We start from the raw sequence: 19439 nt of genomic DNA, 5'->3' as shown, positions 1-19439 counted from the left end.
AGGCCGTGGTAAATCACGCCAAAAATTTTCTGTCATATTCAAATTCAAATCCCCTCATTATGGGACACCCGGACAAGCCAGATGTCCACCCAAAAAATAAAAAGCAAAGATGTCCCTGCTTCTTTTACACTTATACTATGTTCAAGCACTTTATATCAAACTATTGTAAATTCTGTTCATTATACTATTTATTATTAACAAATAAAAGTGTAAGAAAATAGCAACACTATCCTACTTCAGTAAATACTAACACTTTAGCTGACTAATTGTGACAAAACCCAAATTTAAAAACGACACCATTCCTCTTATAGACGAAGAACCGCGTCGTTGATAACGTTATGTATGCATTTTCCATCGCTTCATTTAATGTACTTCGTTTCCCACTTCGTTCATATGAGAACTCATATTCCCCATCAATATGAGTCAAATTGCCAATATGATAACGTTGCCTCGTCTCTTGATTTTGCCAAACTAACCATAATACAAAAGGTTTCTTTTTCATTTCAAACACTTCTTTATACCAATCTAATAAAAAACTACAGTAACCAGCTATAATCCTGTCTACAATCAACTACAAAATCAATGTACACATTATGATCCTTTATTTGATAAATCAGCAAATATCTTTTGTTGAGCAGTAGCTTTCTGTACTTATAAGCTGGAATAATAGGATCTGTTAGCCAAGGGTGTCGCTCAGGAATCATTTCAAGCGATGCTGCCGAGACTTGAAGCTCATGCATCAGTTTTTCGGCAGCTTCTTCACTTATATTCGCTAAAAATCGGGTATGAGAAACCAACATTTCAACTGCCTTTTCAGAGACAATAACTTGATACAGTTGCTTAGGACTTGTCATTCAGAACCTCTTGCACTGCTTTTTGCATACAGGAAGTCGCTTCATCAATTGAATATCCTTTTTTCCCATTGATTCGGTCCTCTTCAACAGCTACTAATTGTTCTCTGAGATTAAGCATGCGTTCCCGTTTTTCAAACACACCAATATCCATGATGACTAGGTCTCCCTCACCATTTTTTGTTAAATAAACGGGTTCACCACTTTCCTTACATAGTGTTGCAATTTCATTATAGTTTTTTCGAATCGCTGCTGACGGTTTTATTTTCATAAACTATTCACCTCACATAGCAATATTATATGCTAATTATACCTGTATACTGCTATTTAATCAAAATCAACATGCTAAGAAAAACGGCATAGCCGTCTTTTATTAAATACAGCGTCTCAGCTTCCACCGCCATCTCTTAAGTATCAAGGGTGATCTTCCCTTGATACGCGCGGTGTGAAAGTAGCTGCCAATTTTATAAATTCTCAAAAAAAACGGCACAGTTCCTCGTATAGACGAAGAACCGCGTCGTTAATAGCGTTATGTATGGTCGAGCATAGCAGGCTCGAACCACTGATCTCAAGACTGCCAGATGGAATCGGTGAAATAAACTGAGTTCAATCAAATTAAATACGTTTTAGGATGTCTGGTAAATCAACGTTTTTGAGGGATCGAAAAACAAATGCGTTAAATAAGTTCTACCCAGAAAAATAAGTCTGTGCACAAAAATGTGCACAGGTGGGAGTAAGTGTGTGGTCATACAAATTAGTTGTAACTTTATAAAGTATTTTTCTACAGGAATACCTAGTTAAAAGTTAAAACATCAATAATTGCTTTGTGATTTATTATGTCAATATTTTTCATGAGTTTTTACTTAAGATCTACCCCTTCGCTTCTTGAATCAAAGTCTCTATCCTTTGATATATTGGTAATCGGTATTCTTTTTCCAATAAACTAATTGTATTTGATGCTGCTTCAGGAGTATTATTATAACCTAGCATAATTGTTGATAACTCTATCGAAAGTGATTCATTTTCAAACTCTAGCCTTCTTACATATTCATACTCTTTAAATTTAGGTATACTTTCATCTTCCTCTAAAAACAGCTGAATTAACAATGTAATATTATCATTTTGAATTAACTTATACGCAGAAAGAAGTTCCCCTCTCGAAAACCTCAACATTCCAATATATAAGTTGCTTATTATATCACCTAGAATTTTGCCCTTCTGGATCTCATCTTCTTCTCTTAAATTAATATTTGAATCAATCTTTTCTATAAAGCAATCATTATTCCAAATTAGTTTACCTTCCCCGTGTTCGAAATCACTAAATTCTTCTTCTGTTAAAATCCCAAAGTCACAAATTACCCCATCACTATAGATAACTTTCATGCTATCTTTTGAAGTGAAATATTCAAATTCAATTGGATATATATCTATTAACCAAGATACTGACGATAATAACTCTTTTTTTCCCTTAGCATTTGTTAGCACAATAAAATCTAAATCTGAATAAGCATCAAACCGTTGTACATCAACCAATGAACCAAAAGCAATGATAGCCTTTACAGTGCTAAACTTCTTTAATGAATAACATATTTCATACAATCTGTTTATTGAATGATCTTGATCAAGTTTCATTTATTAGTTACCCTCCACAAGTTTGCTGCATATGGCTGTAACTTATACTTGGATGGATTTTCCTCATTACTTATAAGTAATTCTGCTGAAGTTAAAATATCTACCAACTCATCTTTAGGAAGAGTAACCTCTTTATCTGAAAAATTACAAATCACGATTAACTTCTCTCCATCACCGTGCCTAATATATGAGAAGATATCTTGTGAATCTGGTAATATTAATTCAAATCTTCCATCGATCACTGTTTGATTATCTTTCCTTAAATTAATCAACTCTCTATAAAAATGAAATATCGAGTTTTTATCTTTCTTGGCCTTCTCAGCATTAATCGATTTATAATTAGGATTTACATTAATCCATGGTGTTCCATCTGTAAATCCAGCATTTTTTTCATCACTCCACTGCATTGACGTTCTGGCACTATCTCTTCCTTTTTTATAAATTGACTCCATTATCTTTTCATGTGACCAACCATCAGACTTTTTATCATCATACATATTAAATAATTCAATATCTCTATATTGATCAAGTACATCAAATTTTACGTTCGTCATTCCTATTTCTTCCCCTTGGAATATATAAGGAGTACCTTGCATTAAGTGCAAACAAAGTCCCAGCATCTTTGCTGATTTCTCCCGATACTTTTTGTCATTACCAAACCTAGAAACGATCCTTGGCTGATCATGATTATTCCAATATAGGCTGTTCCACCCCTTCTGGTATAAAGAAGTTTGCCACTTTTCAAAGTTTCTTTTTAATTCCCTTAAATCTAATAGTGATATATCCCATTTATCATTACCTTTTTGATCTAAGTTCATATGTTCAAATGTGAAAATCATATTTAGCTCTTCATTTTTTGGATCAGTGTAATCAATGGCATATTCTGTAGTAGCGCCTGGCATTTCTCCAACTGTCATAATATCGTACCTTGATAATACTTTATTGTTCATTTCTTTCAAATACTTATGGATCTTGGGACCGTTAACAAAAAACTCACCTGCATCACCAAATTTTGAATGCTCTACTACTTTCCCATTAGGAAAATTTAAATTCTTAGAAATAAAATTAATAACATCCATCCTAAACCCGTCAATCCCTTTATCGAGCCAGTAATTTATAATTTTATAAACTTGATTTCTCAAATCTTCATTTTCCCAATTGAGATCTGGCTGTTTTGTAGCAAATAAATGGAGGTAATATTGATTTGTATTCCCATCTAATTCCCAAGCAGGCCCGCCAAATATTGAACCCCAGTTATTTGGTGGCTCGTTTCCATCAACTCCATCTTTCCATATATAGAAATCTCTATATCGATTATTTTTATCTTTCTTTGCTTCCATAAACCATTCATGCTCATCAGATGTATGATTTACTACTAAATCCATGATTAATTTCATATCGCGTCGATGGACTTCATTTAATAAATTATCAAAATCTTTCATTTCTCCATACTTTTCATAAATATTTAAATAATCTCGTATATCATACCCATTATCTTCTTGAGGAGAATCATAAATTGGAGAGAGCCAAAGAACATCTACGCCTAACTCTTTTAGATAATCTAGTTTTCCAATTATTCCATTAATATCTCCAATGCCATCACCGTTTGAATCATTAAAACTCTGTGGATATATTTGATAAACGACACTTTCTTTCCACCATTCCTGATTTATTTTCATAGTAAGTCAGCTCCAATTATTTTAGTAATATTAAGTGGCATATCTGCTTTGAGTTCCCCTTCATATTTCGTATTTAATTGATTATTAACGAAATGATATCGTGCCGAATAATAATTTTGCTATTTATAGTCATAACTTTCTCCATCGTCTACATACAATTCACCGGCTAACTCACCACTTCCAAAACCATACAGACTAATTCCTTGTTTTTCCTTCATCTGCGATAATTGCATAACTAGTATTGTCTAACATGAAACCACTCCTTATAATGGGGTTATTTCAACAACTTTGTCTGACCCAATAATTTCAAATTCTAAATCTGTTATATCACTAGTATAATTCACACATAAAGAGTTACCTTTTTCAAAAACAGCCAATTTCAAGTTATTATTTAGATGATCGTCAATCACAGTTTCAAAATCATCTTCATAATAGATTTTACATAACGGTTTTACATAGTTATGAATATTGTTCCCTACATTTGAACCTAACTTTTTGGTTTCATTGACATTTAGTAAAATCGCAGAATTATTTCGAACATATACTGGGATCTCGTTCACCTGCGCTTTGGCATTAACTAATTTAGGGCCTGAGGTAGCCTCATCAGTCCAAAAATTAAACCATTTTCCTTCTGGTAAATATACTTTTCTTTCTACTTGACCTTCTTCGATAATTGGTGAGACTAGTAGAGAATCGCCAAATAAATATTCATCAAAAATACCTTCCACTCTTACGTCATTTGGAAACTCAACCATTAATGCTCTCATTAATGGTATTCCGCTTTCAGACGATTTTCTAGCTTCCTGATAAATATATGGCATTAAATTCATTCTTACATTCGCAAAATAACGATACACTTCAATAACAGCGGCATCATTCGTTCGTTCAGCAATATTCCAAGGAGTTCTATCTTGATTGAATTCAGCTTTACTTTCTGCATGATATTGCATGATTGGACAGAAAGCTGCCATGGATGAAGACCTTTTAAATAATTCTGCAGATGGTATATCTCCATTAAATCCAGCTAAATCCCAACTCCAGAATGTAATACCTGATAATCCAGAGTTTATTCCTGCTATAAGTGATCTTTTAAATGCCCCAAATGTTGACCTCTCATCTCCAGCCCAATGTGCTGGGAACTTCTGTGCACCAATGTATCCAGCTCTGCTAAATGTAATACCACCATTTTTTTGAGCAAAATCATAATAAGATTTAACATAATCATTTGGATACTTATTACGCATTTCAGCTCCTGTTTTTCCGTCTGAGAACTTCAAGTCATTACCAAAGACAAACTCCCCACCATCCGTTTTAAATCCATCAACACCGATGTCTAATAGATATTGCCTTTTATTGAACCACCACGAGACGGCCTCTTTGTTGCTGAAGTCAAAAATTAAACTATTAGTAAACCAGTTTTCTGGAATCCTATATGGAGTTTCATCTGCATTTCTAACAACATAGTTATTCTCTATCATATGTTTTTCATCTAAATCCTTTAATGGATGATTTTGTTTATTCAAGTATTTAGAAATAGGAATTTGCCACAGTATTAATTTAAGGTTATTTCCATGTATATAGTTAACCATTTCTTTTGGATCAGGCCACCTGCCCCAATCAGGAAAATCCATCTCCTCATATGTGTGAGCACTGCTTGGGTCTTTTAATTCATATAAAGCATCATTAAACATATAGTACGTCGTTTCATCTGACCACTGTTCTAAAACTAAAACTGTCGCTGGAATTTGATATTTATTGGTTAATTTAATTTCATCTTCTACAATAGATTGCCTATCCCAGTTATTACTTGACATCCATGGGCCCAATGCCCAAGATGGAATCATTTTAGGCTTTCCAGTTAATTCAACATAACTTTTAATTTGTTCTTTATAATCACCAAATAACAGATAAATACTCGCTTGTTCAGTATCTTTTTCATTATTTACGTACCATGTGCATTTGTCATTCATCTCTGAACATACATCGAACTTTGTATATAAGTTTGTATCAATAAAAGCTCCATAACCACGATTAGTTAGATAAAATGGCGTTGGAATATATGTTTTTGTCCCTTGATCCCTATATTGGTTGTATACAAAACAATCTAAGATATTTCCTTTTTGATTTATTGAATTATATCTTTCACCAAAGCCATAAAACTCTTGTGATCGATCACTATGCCAATTAAATTGAAATCTGATAATATTTTTCTTGTAATCCCTAACGATTTCAATCGGAGCAAAAATCTCGTGAGATTGAAGAATGAGTTTTGAATCTCTGTATATTTTTAATACATTATTTTCTATAGCAAGGTTTGTCTTCAGTTCCTCCTCGGATAATCTAAATTTCTGTAACTCTCCCGCTTCTGAACGATCTACAAATTTAAACTTCATCTTATTATCCAAAAATTCCACAGACAAAAATCTGTTTGTTATATCCACATTTACATCTAATATATAATTATTTTGACTAGATTTTATTATTTTCATATCTTCAATTTCTAACTTTTCAAGGTTATTGATTTGGAATTTTTCTGATGTTATTTCTAGGCCATTTACACTCGTAGCTACAAAGTAATACTCATAATTAGATACCCTAGGTAGACTTGGAACTCTTGTAGTATATAAATTTTCAAATGATTTATTTTGATTTAACATTGTACATTCATAAGTCCATTCAGATAAATTATCTGCAATATAAATTTTACAGTCGATTATACTTTCATCGCATATAACTTGGCATGGAATTTCCACACTTTCTTCTACTAGGGGGAAATGGGGAATTCTCTCAGTTAATTTAGGAGAATAAACATTATTATTACCATAGGGCTCATGAATAATCTTACGTGCCGTATCTTTTTTTTCTTCTGTGAAAGCATTATAAATGCCAATTAATACTTCATTATTTAAAAAGTCCTCATTATTTTCTATTGAAGATGCAAGATTGTAATAATAATCTGCTCTTTCTTTTTCCGACTTCTCTAAAAAATATAGCGCCATGATGATAGTAGCCGATTTGGATGTTTTTAGTTCGTTTGTATTTAGACTAAAGCCGTCTGACTTTTCTAAACTTCTTCTAATATTATTTACAGCTTCAACCATTACTAGATCCTCGGGAGAAAACAACCCATATGGAAGAACAGATAATACTTGATCAACGCTAATTTCTCTTTTTTTATAACTCCCTAAAACCATTCCACCACTCAACATGTTATTGAATACATAGTCCCTAATTTCAGTAATTTTTTTTTGTAATACTGCTTTATTTAGCGAGTTTTTGGCTTCTATTAAAGCTGCATATACCATAGATAAATTAGATAGGTAGATATCCTGATGATTATTGTTTATTGCCTTATGTTCAAAAGACCAAGCGTTTGATATGTATTCAACCATGTCATCTATTTCTTGAACTAAAATAGTGTCATCATTGTTCGAGTTCAGATTGTGCCTATTATATAACCAAGTCCAAGTAGCGATATTAAAAAAAGTATCTAATTTAATATTAGGCTTTATTAATAAAAGAGTTTTAGCCGATGTTTCAAAATCGTTATTAATCTGATCGAGATAAACTTTTAATAATTGATTATACTTCTTTATGTCTTGCACAATATAACCTCCTTATTTTGTTTTAAAGGATATATGTGCTTATTGCATGCACATATATCCTCAAATGTCTATTCTTCTAAAATCTTATTAAACTCTTCTTCTAAGTCATTTAAAACTTCTTCAGGACTCGATTCGCCAAATTGGACACTTTCCAAGGCTTCATTTGTTACATCGCTTATTCGACTCCAATTTTCTACTACAGGCGGAAGAATTAAGGAATTAAGTGCTTCAAAAACTGCTTCTCTATTTTCTGGTGACGATTGTTCTAAATATGGGCTTAAAATATCATCATCAGAAAGTGCCGGTAGCTCCCAAGATGAATCAATTCTTATATTTGCCACCTCTTCACTAGCACTCATAAACCTTGCAAACTTATATGCCGCTTCCTGTTGATCTGAATCTGCGGAAACCGCTAGACCATTTGCAAAAAAGTGATGTGCCTTCTGCGTATTACCAGCTTCTAACTCAATATCCCAATCAAAAGAAGCTTCTTCAAAGGCTCCAAACATCCAAATACCTGTATGAAGTACAGCCAGTTGACCATTCATAAATAAATCTTCAGGTGATTGACCAGATAAGTCTGCTGGTGAAGGTGATACTTCATGTTCGACTATTTTATCCACCATGTAATTTAACGCTTCCAAATTTTCAGGACTATTTATTGCAACCGATCCATCTTCATTAAAAATTTGACCACCGTTTTGAGCAGCAATTTTATAGAATTCATTCATTGTTACAGGTGCATACGTTCCCCAAACATTACTTTCTTTATCTGTCAGCTCTATAGCCGCTTGAAGTTCGTCATCCCAGGTCCATTCTGAACTTGGATAATCTACACCCGCTTCATCAAACAAATCTTTATTATAAAAAGTTAATACATTAGAAAAGCTTTCTACCATTCCATATTGTTTTCCTTCATAGTTGTATGCATTAAACGCTTCTTGATTCAGAACATTCGGATCAAAATCTTCATCGGACTCAATGTATTCTGAAAGGTCTGCTAAAGTACCTCTAGAAGCATACTGCACAAAATTTTCATAATTTAATTCAAATACATCCGGAGCATTGGAACCCGCAATTTGTGTTTGAAGCCGAGTGAAATAATCATCATATGCTGCTAATTCAAGGTTAACTTTTATGTTTGGATACTCTCCTTCGAAAGCATCTACAATTTGTTCTAACTCCTCTTCATAATTTGGTGTCGCAGAAAAGCTAAAATAACTTATCTCTGTTACTTCATCACTATTTGTTGATGTTTCATCACTATTTTCTGATGCTTCATTACTAATATTATTCGAATTAGAATTGTTATCTCCATTAACACTTTCTTCATCTCCACATCCGACAATCCCAGAAACTAACCCAATCCCCATTACCACAGACAGAACTCTTTTAAATCTAAAATTCATTTTACCCCACTCCTTCTTTTATTTTTCATTCTTCTATTCTTTCATTCCACTCATAGTCATACCTTGAATAAAGTACTTCTGAGCGAAAAGATAGACTGCTAAAATTGGTATAACACTTATTACTACACCAGACATCATTAAAGCCCAATCTGTCCCCCATCTACCTTGTAATAATGACAATCCTAATGGGAGAGTTGCTAAATCTCTTGAACTTATGACTATTAAAGGCCACAAAAAGTTGTTCCAAGATTGCATAAATGTAAAAATAGTAAGTGTGGCTATCGCTGGCTTTATCAAAGGAAGACAAACATTTAAGAAAACTTGAAAGTGATTAGCGCCATCCATGAATGCTGCCTCTTCAAGTTCCCTTGGTATTGATAACATTGCCTGCCTCATAAGAAATGTCCCGAAAACTGCAAACATTGTTGGTATGATCAATGCCTGGTAGCTATCTAACCACCCAAATTCTTTCATTAATATAAACTGAGGTATCATCGTTACTTGGGCTGGCACCATCATTGTTGCTAAATATAATAAAAACAACTTATCTCTGCCTTTAAACTGCATTCGTGCAAATGCATAGCCTGCCATCGAACTGAAAATAATTTGACCGATCGTTGTTAAAACTGCAACTAATAAAGAATTCCATAAAAATCTCATCATCGGAAACTTTTCGGTCACTGCCTTGTAATTATCTAAAGTCGGCTCTTTTGGGATAAACTCTGGAGGGAAAACCATTATTTCTCCCGTACTTTTTATCGATGTTGAAATCATCCATAAAAAAGGAACTAACATTACGAAAGCGCCTACAATTAATATCAAATAAAAAAGTATTTTTTTCATTAAAGTATTATTACTTTTCACTTAGAACGCCCCCTTATCTTGCGATTTCATTTGAATATACGTAAAAATGAAAATAACGATAAAGAGTGCCCAGCTCATTGCTGCCGCATAACCCATCTCAAAATATCTAAAAGCATGGTTATATATATTTTGAACCATTACAGTAGTCGAACCACTTGGCCCGCCACCAGTCATAATCATAACTTGGTCAAATACCTGAAATGAATTAATCATCGAAATAATTGTCACAAAAAATGTAGTAGGTGCTAGTAGTGGTAATGTAATGCTCCACAATGCCCTTAGTTTATTGGCACCATCAATCGAAGATGCTTCATAATAAGATGGAGATATACTTTGTAAACCTCCTAAGAACAAAACCATTACAAAACCAATATCTTTCCAAGCACTCGCTAAAACAATTCCTATCATTGCCGTACTTGGATCGTGCAACCATTGTGGACCTTCAATCCCTATCATTGAGAGCACATAATTGATTAATCCATAACTTGGGTTATATAGCCATTTCCATACCAAAGATACTGCTACCCAACTTGTTATAACTGGTAAAAAGTATGTTGCACGAAAAAATGTTTTAAATCTCATATTTTTATTTAAGAGTAACGCAGCAGATAGACCAAATAACATAACTAACGGAATGTATCCAATAATAAAAGCAAACGTGTTTCTAAATGCTCTCCAAAAATCTGCATCTTGAACTAACCTTATATAATTATCAAATCCAATAAAGCCCATGGACCCTACTAAGTCCCAATCTGTAAAACTAATAATCAATGATGAAACTATTGGCACTCCAATAAAAAGTAGAAAACCAATTAGGTTAGGTAATAAAAATATGAATAACCAGAAATATGTTTTCTTTTTTGTCATTCCAACCATTTCACCTACCCCCTTCATTAATGGTGAACTTTCGCTTTTTCATATATTGGTTCTTGGAAGATATGATTAATTGCTAACAAGGCTCCTCCAACTAACCAAGCATTGTCATCTAACTTAGACTTCACAATTTTAGTATTGCTACCAACCTGTGAGAAGAAGTTGTTGTTCGTCACATTTGCTAAGTTTTCATAAAACAAATCACTATAATTCATACCTTCACCTGCAAGAACAATCGTTTCAGGATTTAAAGTGTTTATAAGATTTCTAATACCATAACCTAAATACTCTCCCATTTCTCCAAATAATCTATTTGCTAAGTCATCTCCCTGATTTGCTTTTTGAGCAACTTCATATAGGGTAAAGTCCTTAAGGATAGTTTTACTATATGTTTCAATTAATTCTTGACCTTTATTTTCAAAATAAGCATCTGAAGCATACATCTCTAAACATCCTTTTTGCCCACAATGACAATCGTATCCGTCTATTACTAGAGTAGTGTGTCCAAACTCCCCTGCTCCCCCAATCGCTCCATAATAGATTTTCCTGTCAATAACTACCGACAAACCAATACCAGCACCAACAGAAACAACAAGAAAATTATTATTGTTAACTCCTTCACCCTCCCATAGTTCTGCTAATGTATAGCCATTTATATTATTATCAACAAATATTTTGATGCTGCTAAATCTATTTTTGAGCATTTCAGTAATATTTACGTCTTTCCAATCTAACATCGAAGATCTAATGATAATTCCTTCATTCCTATTTACGAGTCCTGATGATAAAACGCCAATCCCTAACAATTTTTGAATAGATATTTGGTTATCATCAAAAATGTCATTAATAGCGCTTTGTATTAGGTTAACGACCGTTTCAGGATCTGAATGTAATTGAAATTCTGACGATTTAGTAAATTTTATTTCTCCATTCATATTAGTTAGTGCAATAATTATTTTCATTTCTTCTATTTTCACTCCAACTATATAACCAAATTCCTTATTAAATTCAATCAGTTTTGCTCTCCTTCCCCCAGTTGAACTTGATTCAACAGTTTCAAATATAAACTCAGATTTTTTCAAATCTTCCATAATATAAGATAAAGTCGAGGGACCCAAATTAGATTTTTCTGTAATGTCAATTCTGCTTATTGGGTAATGTTTTCGAATAATATTTAGTACTTTAAATCTGTTTATTTCTTTTATTAGTTCCTTGCTTCCATTTCTTAATACCTTCAAATTAATCACTCCATATAATTCAATTATATAACTTATTCCAATCAATGAAATAAGTGGATAAAAATTTTTGAGTCGTCCATGAATCTTTTTTCAATCAGTGAAATAAGTATAGTTTAACTATATATAAAACAAAAATTAATTGCAAGCGTTTTCAGTAATTAATTAATTGAATTATCTATTTTTTACTGGTTTTATCACCCAACATTAGAGTTCAAAGGGCTCACCAAACTAAAAACTGCCTAATAAAAAAACGACACAATTCCTCGTTAGGACGAAGAACCGCATCGTTGATAGCGATATGTATGGTGCACTTTTCAAGCACTACGATGTTCGTTCGCTTCGTAGCTTCTCAACGTAGTATCACTCACTTAAATTTTGTTCGAGCATAGCAGGCTCGAATCACTGATCTCAAGACTGCCAGCCTTAAGATTCGTCTTTCTTTTAGAACGATAAGTTGCCTTCGCACTACTTATCGTTCTTTAGTTGACTTAGTTCACAGGTGCTTTCTCCAACTCTGCACTTATTTCTTTCGAACGGTGCATTGCACCTTCAATTGCAGCCTTGATTGCGTCCCCACCACCATTGTCCGCTAATGCTTGAAGTCCAGAGGCTGTCGTTCCGTTTTTGGACGTAATATTTTTCCGCAACTGTGCTGGCGTTTCTTCTCGCTCCAGCATCATTCTTGCAGCTCCTAAAATCGTTTGAGCACCGATTTCTCTTGCTTGCGAAACTTCCATTCCGTTTTCCTTAGCTATTTTCTCTACATGTTCCAGCAAATAATAATAATATGCAGGACCGCTTCCCGCGATGCCAGTGAACAAATCCATTTGTTCTTCTTCAATTAGATAAACCTTACCAATTGACTGAAGCAATTTCTTTGCAAGCCTCACGTTTTTCATTGTTACGTTTTCTCCTGGCGATATCGCTGTGGCTGATTCTTGAATCATACTTGATGTATTCGGCATAACTCGAATCGCCTGTTGACCAGCTTGTAGATTTTTTTCCATAAATGTTGTTGATATACCCGCTAACACACTCATGACTACTTGATCGGGCCTTATCTGATCTTTAATAGAATCTAGAGATACTTTTGCATCTTTTGGCTTCATTGCCAAAACAATAATATCTGCTGTTTCAATTTTTAATTTGTCTCGCACGATTCCTTGTACGCCGTACCGGTTGTGCAATTCAAGTAACCGTTCTTCATTACTTCGATTCGTCACTATTACTTGACGCGGCTCGAGCGTTCCTGTTTTTATAATTCCTGAGATCATTGCCTCAGCCATGTTTCCAGCACCAATAAATACAACTCTTATATCTAAACTCATTGTAAAATTCAACTCCTACATTGTCTTCCTTTTATAATCCATATTTAATCATAACATTATACTGGATTACTTCAAGAGTTATGAGTGAGGTAATGAGCATACGAGTAAATACTTGATTTACGTGGCGTTATTCGTGCAAAAGGCTCCATGAATCACTTTGTATCGTACGAGAGAGTCTCAGAGAACGTGAAATGATAATTACTTATAGATTGTTGTATCACTTCAAATAACAAAAACAAGATTTTTCACGAACACTCCAATTTAAAGGACACTTATTTAAACGTCTATGCTTCTTCAAGACTGAACGCAGATGGTTCTTCATAGTCTGAAGGATCAACTAAAGTGTTATAAATCAAATAGATTACCATACATACTGCCATCGTTAAAAATCCCCATCCGAGAGTGATCTGCTCCATCAATAAGTAGTTGTTGCATAACTGTTCTGGCCAGGTAATATATAACCATCCAATTGCGAAAAAGAGAATCGAGAAACAAATAATAATAACATTTTTAAAAGTTGGACTAATTTTTTGCCAGCTATCCCGCAATGGGACACCGGCCAGAAAAGGAAGGCTAATATACTTAAAGAGTTCTACACTTTGAACTGTCAGCGCCTCATCCATTAGTCTTGGAATCATCCAATACACCATAATAATCGAAAACAACAAAATGCAAGGTACTCCATTCTGATTCCATCGTTTAAAGAAAGGAGGAAATCGTTGTTGAATCAAGCCTGCCATTAAAAACCCTGCTATAACTAACAATGGCATTTGCATATGCATGTGTACAATCATAATAGATTCCATTAAAAAAGCTACTGGAGGGAGAGCTAAGAAGATAAGCAGTAGGAAGCCGTAAATAAATTGATTTTTCATTGCGCTCCCTCCTCATTTTCAAGAATCTCTATAACTTCATTAGCCGCTAGTTCTACATTTTTATAATCGATAATATCCAATAGATTACCTGTTTGATCGACTAAATAAAAGGCAGAATTATGCGCAAAATCTCCTTCACCATCTGGAATGACAATGACACCATACGTTTCTAATAATGTAGCTAACTCCACTTGATCACTTATTCTCGCCATTCTCCACGTTTTCCCGTCCGCACTAAAATGATTTTTATACATATCTAATGTTGCTGGATCATCCCGTTTAGGGTCAAAGCTTATACTTAGAAACACGATCTCTTCCCCCATGTACTCACTTGGAATGGAGTCATAGACTCTCCCCATATTCATTTCTAACAAAGGGCATTCATCGACACATGACGTATACATAAATGTAATAAAAATATATTTACCCTCGAATTCGGAAATCGAATATGTTAGCTCATTGCTGTCTTCAAGCATTACATTTACAGGGAATTGAGGTTTATCTTCCGTTAGTTGAATGACCCTCGCAGTTTCTGCAGTATAAGCCTTAAAACCATCAGTACCACTATAAAACAAGGCACATCCAAATAATAAAACGAGAAAAGCCGCTAATAGAGTTTGTCTGTTTCTGATCATAATGATCACTTCCTACGTTACTTATTTTCAACTAAGAAAAACGCATAGCATCTTTTATTAAATACACCGTCGGCTTCCACCGCCCCCGAGTAGCAATGATTTCTGCGACGAGTAACCGCAGGAGCACCTACCTCTTTTTGCACTGAAAGAGATAGCCATCACTATATTCGACTATCTCTTTGGATTAACCGAAGATTACCAAGTTTTATATGGTGGTGATCCTGGCGGGGCATTCATAATCATTTCAACGAGAGGTATCACATATCCCATCGCAATCACTAACAGCATAATAACAATGATCACACCCCAACGTTCTGTCCAGTATGGTGTTTTCGCTGCATGATCCTCTACTTCCGCTATCGGAAACTCGGTGTCTCCTTTCGGTGCAAAAAACATGAGATGAACGACTGCATATACTTGCATTAATACACCGATCATGAGAAGCGTCCCCCCGACAGCCAGGAACATTAAATATGGATCCCAGCTTAAGGCAGTAGCATTGTCACCATAAGTTGTATATGAAGTTCTCCGTGGAGAGCCTAATACACCGACCCAGTGCATCGCTCCTGACATAAAAATCATTCATGCTGTCCAAATTAACGTAGTAGCGACACCCAGTTTATTTATCGCTGGTGTTAGAACACGTTTAGAGAGGTAAGGAACTAACCAGTAACTAATACCAAAGAAGGTCAGAACGACGGTAGTTCCTACGGTTAAATGGAAATGACCTACAACCCACATCGTATTATGAACAACTTGATTTAACTGGTTTGTGCTTTGAACGATTCCCCCTGCACCACCCGGAATAAAGGCGATCATCGCGATCATGGGTGCCAGAAAACGAACATCACCCCATGGCAATTTTTTAAACCAACTGAATAGTCCTTTTCCTCCTCGTTTTCTCGCCGTCTTTTCAAACACAGAGAACATGGCGTAGGCAGTCATTAAAGAAGGAAATCCAATTGCCAGACTCATAAATACATGTAAAAACTTTACTGATTCCGCAATTCCCGGGTCAATGATTTGATGGTGAAATCCACCAGGAATGTTTAAAATAACGAGTAGAATAATTACGACACGAGTTAATGTATCGCTGAATCGTCTTCCCCCGATTAATTTTGGTACGACCACATACCATGCAGACACTGCGGTTAAATACCAAATATTTACTAACGTATGACCAAACGCCCAAAACAACGTTCTTGAAACCATGACATTGATTGTCTCTACCCAACCGTGTGCCCAAGGTATAATAACCAGAACTTCAATCGTTACTGGGATACTTCCGAAAAATAATAGAACAAATACTCCTGTAGCAAAGTAAGGCAGAATTGGCACGTGTTTCCCTTTATTATTCTTTCGCCAATTAGCCACTTGAATAAAGGCTCCAAAAGCACACATCCATACTCCTAAGACGATAAATACTAATCCATAGTAGAAAACAGGTGATGCTGCCATTGGCGGATAAAAGGTATACATGACAGATGCTTCATTTAATATAATCGGAATAACCGCTAGTACAAATCCTATTAATTTCATCCCGAAACCGATCCATGCCATCTTCCTGACTTTCGGCAATAACCCACCTAAATTGTGTGAAAGCACCGCATAGAAATATCCGACTGTGAAGAAAGCTGTTAAAACAAGGACTAATAGTAATCCATGTGCCGTTAAAACTTGGTAATAATTCAACCAAGATGGTAATTCTAAAAGACCTGCCCGATTGAGCCCTTGTAATAACCCTAAAACACCACCTAACAGTAATGCTGCAAATGCTACAAATAGATATGATTTCGTTAATCTTGCATCCTCCGGTGTGATGCCTAACACCTTATTTGTTTTTTCTTTAAACGATTGATTTACTGCTGTTCCCATTTCTTCCACCCCCTCTTTATTTCACCGTAATTGTTGTAGCCATATGTTGGTGACCAGCTCCACAATATTCATTGCATAACACTAAATATTCACCAGGTTCATCAAACTTCTGTGATATTTTTTGAATATGTCCCGGCATAACCATCGCATTTAAATTTGTTCCTGCAACTTGAAATCCATGAGTAACATCTTTTGAAGTCATCGTAAAGTGTACTGTTGAACCCGCTGGTACCTCAATTTCACCAGGATTAAAACTAAAAATTTCCAATGTCATCACCACTTCATACTCGTTCTCCCCAATCTCATACACACCTGGATTATCAAAAGGGGCGGTTACATCTACTTTCTGTGGATCAATGGTTTCCATGTTGCTCGGTGGACCCATTCCTAACACAAACGTTTGATATCCAGTAAAAGCCATGAAACCCATGATCATCCCGAAACTAATAATGAGCCATATTTTTTCATCAAGATGCATTTTCATCTCTATCCCCCCTAAAATCTAGCAAAGTAAACCGAAAACATGAATATAAATGTGGCAAAAATGACTATGCCTAGAATTCCTAAGGAAAACCAAGTACCTATCTGTGGTCCGTGGTCATCCACTACTTTTTCTTCGTGCTTCACCTTTGGATCGCCCATTAAAATCAGCCTCCTTGTTCTTTTCGTACTTTCATCTTAATTGATAACGATTCTCGGGGAAGTGAGTTGAATCACCTCTTCAAAACTAAATATGACGAATAATTGAACAAAGATGATAATGTAAACGGTGGTGTTTAAGAAAACACTAAGTATCTTTTTGTATTTTGTTACTTGGTTATCATTGAAGGTTGTTTGGAAGAATTACCGCTCGTTTTCGACCTGCTACTTTTGTAGGTGCTACGACAGTAGCAATGTTTTCTGCGACGAGTAACCGCAGGAGCACCCTACCTCTTTTTCGACTTCTAATCTCCCTCATCCTCGCTTATACTCTTGTTTTCAACGTGCTACTTTTGTAGGTGCTACGACGGTACAGGAAAAAACACGTTTCCCCGTGAAGTCTGAAGTTTTTTAGAAAAACGCGTAGCGTCTTTTATTAAATACAGCGTTAGCTTCCGCCGCCCCGAGTAGCACCTACGAAGTGTGTGTAGGTGCTACTCGAAAGGAGGGTGGTTTTCCCTTGATACTTGCGGCGAGAAGGTAGCTGCTAATTTTATATATTCTTACAAAAAAAACTGGCCCAAAGTTCACAAGGTGATTGCGAACTTTGGACCAGTTTGCCCATCATACTAGCGAAAGACAGGAAAAGTGACAACTACCATCATCACAAATAACACAGTTACATAACTTACCGAATAAATAAATTGAACACGAGCCCATGAGAAATCATTTTTTGTAAAAAAGCCATAGATACTCAAACCTAACCAGCCGAGGTTAAGCAATGTTGCAAAGCCTACAAAAAAGGTTCCCAGCGATGCAAGATAAAAAGGAAACGGAATTAGACAGGCTACATAAAACAATATGTGCCACTTAGTCACTCTAAAACCGCGGACAACGGGAAGCATCGCTACCTTTGCATCACGGTATTCATCTCTTTTTCTCATTGCAATCGCAAAAGTATGCGGCATTTGAAAAATAAAAAGGATAAGGCCCAATACAATAGGAACAACGTGAGAAGCCGGCTCAAGCACCGCCCATCCAATTAGTGGAGTAACTGCCCCGGAAACACTTCCAATCAACGTATTCCATGTATATCTTCGTTTCGTCCATATTGTATACAGAAATACGTAGGTAAACCATCCAATAGCAGCGTAAAGGGTAGCTTCTAAAGTTGTAAATATCAATAGGACAAAACCAACCAACGTAAAAAGAATTCCCATCGTTAAAACTGTACTCAGAGAAATATGTCCCGTTACAGTCGGCCGATTCATTGTTCTATTCATCACGCTATCGATATCAACATCATACCAATTATTAATTATCAGCGCTCCAGCGACGATAAATGTACTACCTATTAATACCTGAAAAAACAGTAGCCAATGATCTGAAAAAGAGGCGTCTGAAAAATATAACGCTAACCAGAAACCGGTAAAAACCGGCAATATATTAGCAAGTAAAACTTTCAGTTTAAAGAGTTCTTTCAGATCATTAAACAGACTGGTTTTTCCTTCATTAATTGAAGGCATTTTTCCCTCCTTTTGTAAAAAAGCGGTTTTATCTTTATTTTTCATTAAATTTCCTCCAAAACAAAAATATAGAAGCAATTAATGATTAAATTAATTACTCCTATATAATATATCATTTCTTGGTGAAAATAGTCGCTTCGAGATATTCATTAAGATGAATGTGAGACGATGGTTAATTTTTCTTCAACCCTTGTCCTTGGTTTCGCTTCAGGGATTTTATTGATATAACCGATATGTAGGACTCCAACGATTTTCTCGTCATCTTTTATGCCAACTGCCTGAAGAAACTCCTGCTTTTTATTATACCTATTTGTTTTCCAAACGACTCCAAGATCATTTTCCCATGCTGACAATTGAAAATTTTGAATGAGAGCCGAGGTTGCAGAAAAATCTTCTTCCCATTGTTTTTC

General features: G+C 35.1%; 17 protein-coding genes and 2 pseudogenes. All 19 read right to left on the bottom strand.

Annotated features, from left to right (window positions below):
- Window positions 1-340: 340 nt before the first annotated feature.
- Window positions 341-502: pseudogene (locus ACHABW_RS23165) on the bottom strand (HIRAN domain-containing protein); the annotation flags it as partial.
- A 34-nt stretch (window positions 503-536) separates the two neighbouring features.
- Complete coding sequence (locus ACHABW_RS23160) at window positions 537-854, bottom strand: type II toxin-antitoxin system RelE/ParE family toxin (protein ID WP_435759038.1); 318 nt, start codon at window positions 852-854, stop codon at window positions 537-539.
- Window positions 841-1122 (bottom strand): type II toxin-antitoxin system Phd/YefM family antitoxin, encoded by a 282-nt coding sequence (locus ACHABW_RS23155; protein WP_435759036.1) that lies wholly within the window; start codon window positions 1120-1122, stop codon window positions 841-843. Before ACHABW_RS23155 ends, ACHABW_RS23160 begins: the two co-directional genes overlap by 14 nt.
- A gap of 599 nt (window positions 1123-1721) precedes the next feature.
- The gene (locus tag ACHABW_RS23150) at window positions 1722-2483 is read right to left on the bottom strand and encodes a hypothetical protein (protein WP_435759034.1); all 762 of its coding nucleotides are present in this window, start codon (window positions 2481-2483) and stop codon (window positions 1722-1724) included.
- Complete coding sequence (locus ACHABW_RS23145; protein WP_435759032.1) at window positions 2480-4162, bottom strand: glycoside hydrolase family 13 protein; 1683 nt, start codon at window positions 4160-4162, stop codon at window positions 2480-2482. The genes ACHABW_RS23150 and ACHABW_RS23145 overlap by 4 nt, the downstream gene beginning before the upstream one ends.
- Before the next feature lie 263 nt (window positions 4163-4425).
- Complete coding sequence (locus tag ACHABW_RS23140; protein WP_435759030.1) at window positions 4426-7767, bottom strand: TIM-barrel domain-containing protein; 3342 nt, start codon at window positions 7765-7767, stop codon at window positions 4426-4428.
- Between the two features lie 68 nt (window positions 7768-7835).
- Window positions 7836-9176: an ABC transporter substrate-binding protein gene (locus ACHABW_RS23135; RefSeq protein ID WP_435759028.1), complete on the bottom strand. Its 1341-nt coding sequence runs from the start codon at window positions 9174-9176 to the stop codon at window positions 7836-7838.
- Window positions 9177-9209: 33 nt separating this feature from the next.
- The gene (locus tag ACHABW_RS23130; protein WP_435759040.1) at window positions 9210-10019 is read right to left on the bottom strand and encodes a carbohydrate ABC transporter permease; all 810 of its coding nucleotides are present in this window, start codon (window positions 10017-10019) and stop codon (window positions 9210-9212) included.
- 21 nt (window positions 10020-10040) lie between these two features.
- Window positions 10041-10916: a carbohydrate ABC transporter permease gene (locus ACHABW_RS23125; RefSeq protein WP_435759026.1), complete on the bottom strand. Its 876-nt coding sequence runs from the start codon at window positions 10914-10916 to the stop codon at window positions 10041-10043.
- A gap of 17 nt (window positions 10917-10933) precedes the next feature.
- The gene (locus tag ACHABW_RS23120) at window positions 10934-12151 is read right to left on the bottom strand and encodes an ROK family protein (RefSeq protein WP_435759024.1); all 1218 of its coding nucleotides are present in this window, start codon (window positions 12149-12151) and stop codon (window positions 10934-10936) included.
- A gap of 488 nt (window positions 12152-12639) precedes the next feature.
- On the bottom strand, window positions 12640-13479 hold the full coding sequence (gene proC / locus ACHABW_RS23115; RefSeq protein ID WP_435759022.1) for a pyrroline-5-carboxylate reductase: 840 nt from the start codon (window positions 13477-13479) through the stop codon (window positions 12640-12642).
- A gap of 284 nt (window positions 13480-13763) precedes the next feature.
- Window positions 13764-14354, bottom strand: a complete 591-nt coding sequence (locus ACHABW_RS23110; protein WP_435759020.1) for a hypothetical protein — start codon at window positions 14352-14354, stop codon at window positions 13764-13766.
- The gene (locus ACHABW_RS23105; RefSeq protein WP_435759018.1) at window positions 14351-14989 is read right to left on the bottom strand and encodes an SCO family protein; all 639 of its coding nucleotides are present in this window, start codon (window positions 14987-14989) and stop codon (window positions 14351-14353) included. The genes ACHABW_RS23110 and ACHABW_RS23105 overlap by 4 nt, the downstream gene beginning before the upstream one ends.
- Before the next feature lie 195 nt (window positions 14990-15184).
- A pseudogene (locus ACHABW_RS23100) lies at window positions 15185-16864 on the bottom strand (cbb3-type cytochrome c oxidase subunit I).
- A gap of 16 nt (window positions 16865-16880) precedes the next feature.
- Complete coding sequence (locus tag ACHABW_RS23095) at window positions 16881-17348, bottom strand: cytochrome c oxidase subunit II (protein WP_110937202.1); 468 nt, start codon at window positions 17346-17348, stop codon at window positions 16881-16883.
- An 11-nt stretch (window positions 17349-17359) separates the two neighbouring features.
- Window positions 17360-17506 carry a hypothetical protein gene (locus ACHABW_RS23090; protein WP_435759016.1) on the bottom strand — a complete coding sequence of 49 codons (147 nt, stop codon included), beginning with the start codon at window positions 17504-17506 and terminating at the stop codon, window positions 17360-17362.
- A gap of 178 nt (window positions 17507-17684) precedes the next feature.
- Window positions 17685-17822 (bottom strand): hypothetical protein, encoded by a 138-nt coding sequence (locus tag ACHABW_RS23085; RefSeq protein ID WP_435759014.1) that lies wholly within the window; start codon window positions 17820-17822, stop codon window positions 17685-17687.
- A 310-nt stretch (window positions 17823-18132) separates the two neighbouring features.
- A complete protein-coding gene (gene cyoE / locus ACHABW_RS23080; RefSeq protein ID WP_435759012.1) occupies window positions 18133-19074 on the bottom strand; it encodes a heme o synthase in 942 nt (313 codons plus the stop codon).
- A gap of 104 nt (window positions 19075-19178) precedes the next feature.
- On the bottom strand, window positions 19179-19439 hold a 261-nt coding region (locus tag ACHABW_RS23075), incomplete at its 5' end, for a nitroreductase family protein (RefSeq protein WP_435759010.1).

The sequence above is a fragment of the Salipaludibacillus sp. CF4.18 genome, from assembly GCF_051262595.1.
Taxonomy (GTDB): domain Bacteria; phylum Bacillota; class Bacilli; order Bacillales; family Salisediminibacteriaceae; genus Salipaludibacillus; species Salipaludibacillus neizhouensis.
This window is presented reverse-complemented; position numbering and strand designations above follow the sequence as displayed.